The organism is Bacillus sp. SM2101, assembly GCF_018588585.1.
Classification (GTDB): domain Bacteria; phylum Bacillota; class Bacilli; order Bacillales; family SM2101; genus Nanhaiella; species Nanhaiella sioensis.
The window spans coordinates 1-4,841 of sequence record NZ_JAEUFG010000065.1 but is presented as its reverse complement, the minus strand read 5'-3'; the positions used below and the strand labels follow the sequence as shown (position 1 = coordinate 4,841).

Annotated in this window: 6 protein-coding genes; 5 read left to right on the top strand and 1 reads right to left on the bottom strand. The window is 31.2% G+C overall.

Annotated elements, in window-relative coordinates:
* The first annotated feature begins 245 nt into the window (after positions 1-245).
* Positions 246-422 (top strand): hypothetical protein, encoded by a 177-nt coding sequence (locus JM172_RS23930; RefSeq protein WP_214484895.1) that lies wholly within the window; start codon positions 246-248, stop codon positions 420-422.
* A gap of 128 nt (positions 423-550) precedes the next feature.
* Here the strand turns inward: JM172_RS23930 and JM172_RS23925 are convergent, their stop codons facing one another.
* Positions 551-1,156 (bottom strand): hypothetical protein, encoded by a 606-nt coding sequence (locus JM172_RS23925; RefSeq protein ID WP_214484894.1) that lies wholly within the window; start codon positions 1,154-1,156, stop codon positions 551-553.
* 620 nt (positions 1,157-1,776) lie between these two features.
* On the opposite strand from JM172_RS23925, the gene JM172_RS23920 reads away from it, so the two are divergent.
* The 4 genes from JM172_RS23920 (at position 1,777) to JM172_RS23905 (ending at position 4,357) form a co-directional block, all read left to right on the top strand.
* Positions 1,777-2,283 carry a hypothetical protein gene (locus tag JM172_RS23920; RefSeq protein ID WP_214484893.1) on the top strand — a complete coding sequence of 169 codons (507 nt, stop codon included), beginning with the start codon at positions 1,777-1,779 and terminating at the stop codon, positions 2,281-2,283.
* Between the two features lie 264 nt (positions 2,284-2,547).
* Positions 2,548-3,093, top strand: a complete 546-nt coding sequence (locus tag JM172_RS23915; RefSeq protein ID WP_214484892.1) for an HAD-IIIA family hydrolase — start codon at positions 2,548-2,550, stop codon at positions 3,091-3,093.
* Between the two features lie 234 nt (positions 3,094-3,327).
* Positions 3,328-3,843 carry a P-loop NTPase family protein gene (locus JM172_RS23910; protein WP_214484891.1) on the top strand — a complete coding sequence of 172 codons (516 nt, stop codon included), beginning with the start codon at positions 3,328-3,330 and terminating at the stop codon, positions 3,841-3,843.
* 121 nt (positions 3,844-3,964) lie between these two features.
* Positions 3,965-4,357, top strand: coding sequence for a GNAT family N-acetyltransferase (locus JM172_RS23905; RefSeq protein ID WP_214484890.1), 393 nt, complete (start codon positions 3,965-3,967; stop codon positions 4,355-4,357).
* Positions 4,358-4,841 lie beyond the last annotated feature (484 nt).

The following is a 4,841-nucleotide window of genomic DNA, read 5'->3' as shown; positions in this document are numbered from 1 at the left end:
TTAATAGTGCAAGCACGGTTCTGTGAGGGGATGGAGTACAATTTACCGTAAGGTAAAAAGACTCCATTCTACTCGACTTCTCTAAGGGATGCGCCTATATTTATGATTTGGTCCAGTATGTGGAATAACAAGTTTTTTGGATTTATTTATTTTTTTTGAATTCATAGCTGTAAACATTTCAGTAGATACAATAACCAATAGGTTTCTAACGAAAAATTCAAGCCTTGTCAAAAGGACTTTTTATTATGGAAAGCAGCTATAACATGGAGAAGTTAACTGTAATTGTAAAGATGGTTGCAACATCAATAAGAGCTTCATTGGGCTTCCTTGTAGGAAATTGGTCAATATTTACTATTATCCTATTGTTACTTGTGATTATTGACTATGTTAGTGGGTCGATAATTAAGGGTAAATATATATAATACTATATCTTTGTTTAATTCTGGATTAGATAATATATTGGGAATGAGCATTGTGTGAAAATTTCATTGTCAGGGGTAGTTAGCAAAATAAAAAGGACTGTGTATGCAGCCCTTTTATTGCCCATATTCTATTCTAATTCAACACCATATTTGTCTGCTAAATCTTGCATATCATAAAGTGCATCTCTATCTAATTCACGAGCTTCTGCTAATAGAGTATTTGCAGATGTAATTTTTGAAGTATCTCCAGTTTCTACTGCAGCGACTAATTCTGTCATGCCTTGTAAGCCTTTCGCTATCATTTTAATAAATTTCTCATGAAGATCCCTAAACTCTTTATCAGGTATAATACTCTCTAATTCATCCTGAATGGATGTTCCAACAGGAAGAATTTCACTGTAAAGTATTTCTGCAAATTCTTCATCTGTTATTTCGTAGTTTGCGGAGCTAGTACGAAGAACCTCATATACTTCTGCTAGTGCAGCATGTTCTACAAGAATCGGACCTACCTCCAATAAATAATTTTCAAATGCTTCTTTTAATCCATCATCTGTTGCTTCAACTTCTTCAACTACTTCTTTCTCTTCCTTCTTTTCTGCTTCTGCTTCGTTTTCAGTTTTAACCTCTGTTTTCTGTGACTCTTCTTTTTGGGTGGCAGTTGTATCATCACTGCCACAAGCTGAAAGTAATAAAGTTAATACAGTAAGAATGGAAAATAAGAACGCCCTTTTCACACTTATACCCCCCTTAAATTTTCAGAACTTTATAGCAAGTCCCACTATAGACATTAATATATATGTAAAATTTTCTATTATAGAATCATTTAGCAATTGAAATTTCTTATATGCAGGAGGAGTGATATTTACCACCTCATTGTAAACACAACGGAAATTATGATTATTTACAAAAAATAACAGAATTTGTTATTTTTTAGTAGTAGTTATAAAGTGTATTAGTCTATTGATTCTATAATTACGAACAAATTAGGGATTAACTTGATAAGAGAGGAGGTTCATATTATGTTTAATAGATTTAAAAAAAATAAGTATATATTGTAGTTGAAAAGCACTTCCAAAATGGGTATGAAATAGAAATTAAACAAAATCAAGAAAGGGATAAATAATCAGACGCTTTAAACACAAGTTGAGTTTTGTTACTAATTAAATGTTATTCAACAAATGTTATTCAACAATATGGCGCTCATCTGTAATAAAGAATAGCGTCTTTTCTATATATTAATATTTACTTCAAATAAGCCGTTTCAGTATAATTAGACTGGTAAATTAATGAATGTTAAATATAGAGATGAAATATAAGGAAAACAAGGGTATACAAAGAAATGGGGTCAACATTATTGAATAAAAAACTATATCAATTCTTATTTCTAATGTCTTTATTCGTAATTATTTTACTTGTTTTCGTTAATCAATCTCCAAAGAAAATTAATTCTTATTATTTTACTTTATCGGGAGATAGTGAAAACTGGGAAGTAAGGAATTATAAGATTGCAATACTCCCTGATAAACATATGACTGGGAGTACAGAACTAAAATTTAAATCTAAAGATGGGTTGAAAACAAATTTCTATGATTTTAGTGTTTATACGGCTATTAGCAAAGAAATAGAGGGCAGTACAGGTAAGAAAATAGTAGTAGAAGAAGAAACGATATATTCGCAATCTCAAGGTGGCTTCATACCAACAATAAACGAGATATTAATAGAAAAATATGAAAGTACATCTCCATTAATATATAAAGGAACTCCAATAACGATTGCAAATATTGAGGAAATATATGCAGAAGTGCTATGGGAAGACGAATCAGGGCAAATAATTAAGGAAAAAATATCATTATATCGATGAAAAAAATAAGTATCGGAATGAGATAATTTGTGAATAGATACATATATACTATCAGATGTTTTTCAACAATATTGATCTTAAACAATCTGGCGCAAGAATATAGTTAAGGCTATCCCGACTTCCAAAGGATAAAACTTATTAAAGGATGGTCAGTCAGGTAACTTGCTGACCTTATAATACGATATGGCGCTATTTGTAAATAAGATAAGGATTTTCAGGATTAAAATTTATATAAATGAACGAAGAAAAAAGGGAGAAATAAATGTGAAACAGATAGAAGCAATTTTTTTAGATAGAGATGGAACAATTGGTGGTGACGATACTGTCCATTATCCTGGAGACTTTGAACTTTATCCTACTATAGACTTGCAAATTAATAGATTAAGAAAAGATAATATAAAAATACTTTCTTTTACAAATCAACCAGGGATATCAAGAGGATTAGCCAAAGCAGAAGACTTTATAGAGGAATTAAAAGGGTTTGGCTTTGAGGATGTATATATATGTCCACATAGTCATAATGAAGGATGCTCTTGTAGAAAGCCCAATACGGGAATGTTAACCGAAGCTCAACAAAAACATGATTTAACTCTCGAAAACTGCGTCGTTATCGGTGACCGTTGGAGTGATATTGTTGCAGCGTCAAAAGTAGGGAGCATTAAAATTTTGGTTAGGACTGGGGCTGGTGAGTCTTCACTTAATGAACACTTCGATAAATTAAGAGACATTAACATAGACTATATAGCTAATCATCTTCAGGATGCTATAAATTGGTTATATAACAATTTTATTTTAGGAAACAATGCTTAATATTTATTCCATTGTATGGCGCAAATCTGAAACAGATAAGCGTCATTTTTCACTTTGGTGAAATATTCACTAAAAAAGGATTGTCTAAGTATTGAACATTTGAAATAATTAGTTTTAAGTTAAAGGGCAGGAATGTTTAATAAGGTTTGAATAGCTACTTCAACTTATTAGAGGAAAATCTTTACCAAAATAGAATATGCTTTAGAAACAAATTACTATGAATTAGGTGATCTTTTGAAAAAGGAAATAGCAAAAAAGATACATATTATAGGCTCTGTTGGAAGTGGTAAAACAACCTTGGCAAAAGAATTATCTTCAAAGTTAGAAATACCTTATTACGAATTAGATAATGTGGTTTGGATAAGGAATAAGTCTGGCGATATAAGAAGAACCGAACAAGAAAGAGAAGAATATCTAAATAGTATAATACAATCAGAAAGTTGGATCATTGAAGGAGTACATAATGAAGATTGGGTAAGTAATTGTTTTCATAGTGCTGACTTGATTATTTTTTTAGACACCAAATATTCAATAAGAACATACAGAATAATAAAGAGGTTTATAAAACAAAGACTTCGATTAGAAAAATCAGATTACAAACCAACATTAGAAATATTTTTTAAAATGTTTAAATGGAACCGATACTTTGAAGAGATAGGAAAAGTTAATTTTTTTAATAAGTGTGCTATACATAAAGATAAGATAGAGATTTTTACTAATACAAATCATATTAAACAATATTTCAACTAAAGGGTCCAATTCTACGAAAAAACCTTGCATTCTTAAATAATTGAAGTTAAAAATAGTTAAATTCATAGTGGTTAAATTGTAATGAAGAATGTACTTTAGTGTATAGATAGGAGAGGTTAAAGTGAAATACTCTATAAAGATTAACCTTCCAATATCTAGAGAAGAGGTACCAGATTTAAGAGAGATTATCGGATGGGATAGGCGAGATACTGACTATCCAACATTATTTAAACGTTGTAATTTCTGGGCTGGTGTTCGTGATAAAAAAGATATACTTATTGCTTTTGGATATGTTTCAGGTATGGGGTTACAACATGGGTATATGGAAGATATACTCGTACATCCCTCATATCAAAGCCAAGGTATTGGTGTTGATCTAGTGAGAGAATTACTGAGAGAATCAGAACGGTTTGGATTAGAAATTGTTACTTTAACATACGACAACAGGCATGCAAACTTTTATCAAACGTGTGGGTTTACCCATTGTTCAGGTGGAGTTTGGAAAAGGAATTAGATATATAATATCTTCAACAATATGGCGCAAGAATATAGTTAAGGCGATCCTGAGTACCTTAAGGATAAGTCTATTAAGAATGGGCACCAGGTAATTTGCGAATCTTATAATACGATATGGCGCATATCTGAAACATAGATATGTGCCATTATCCATTTTAGGGCTAGATTGTAGAAGACTTGAAATCGAGATAATAACTTAAAAGAACTGAATCAGAGGCGAAAAGCTCTGTAATAGAAAAGCCCCTTTCTTTATGAATGGATGTTATGGAATAAAAAACCTTGTGGAATATAGATAATTTTGAAATAATTAGTAAGGATTTTTCAGCTTAATGGAACAGTGGTTCTCAGAAAAGTAGTATAATTTTTAATGATGATATAGGGGGATAAAATTGAGTATTGAAGAGCGGATTTATCAGTCAGCGATTGAGTTAATAGAAAAAAGGTATCCTTCTGGTTGGGGAGGAGCTGCGGCGATGTACACT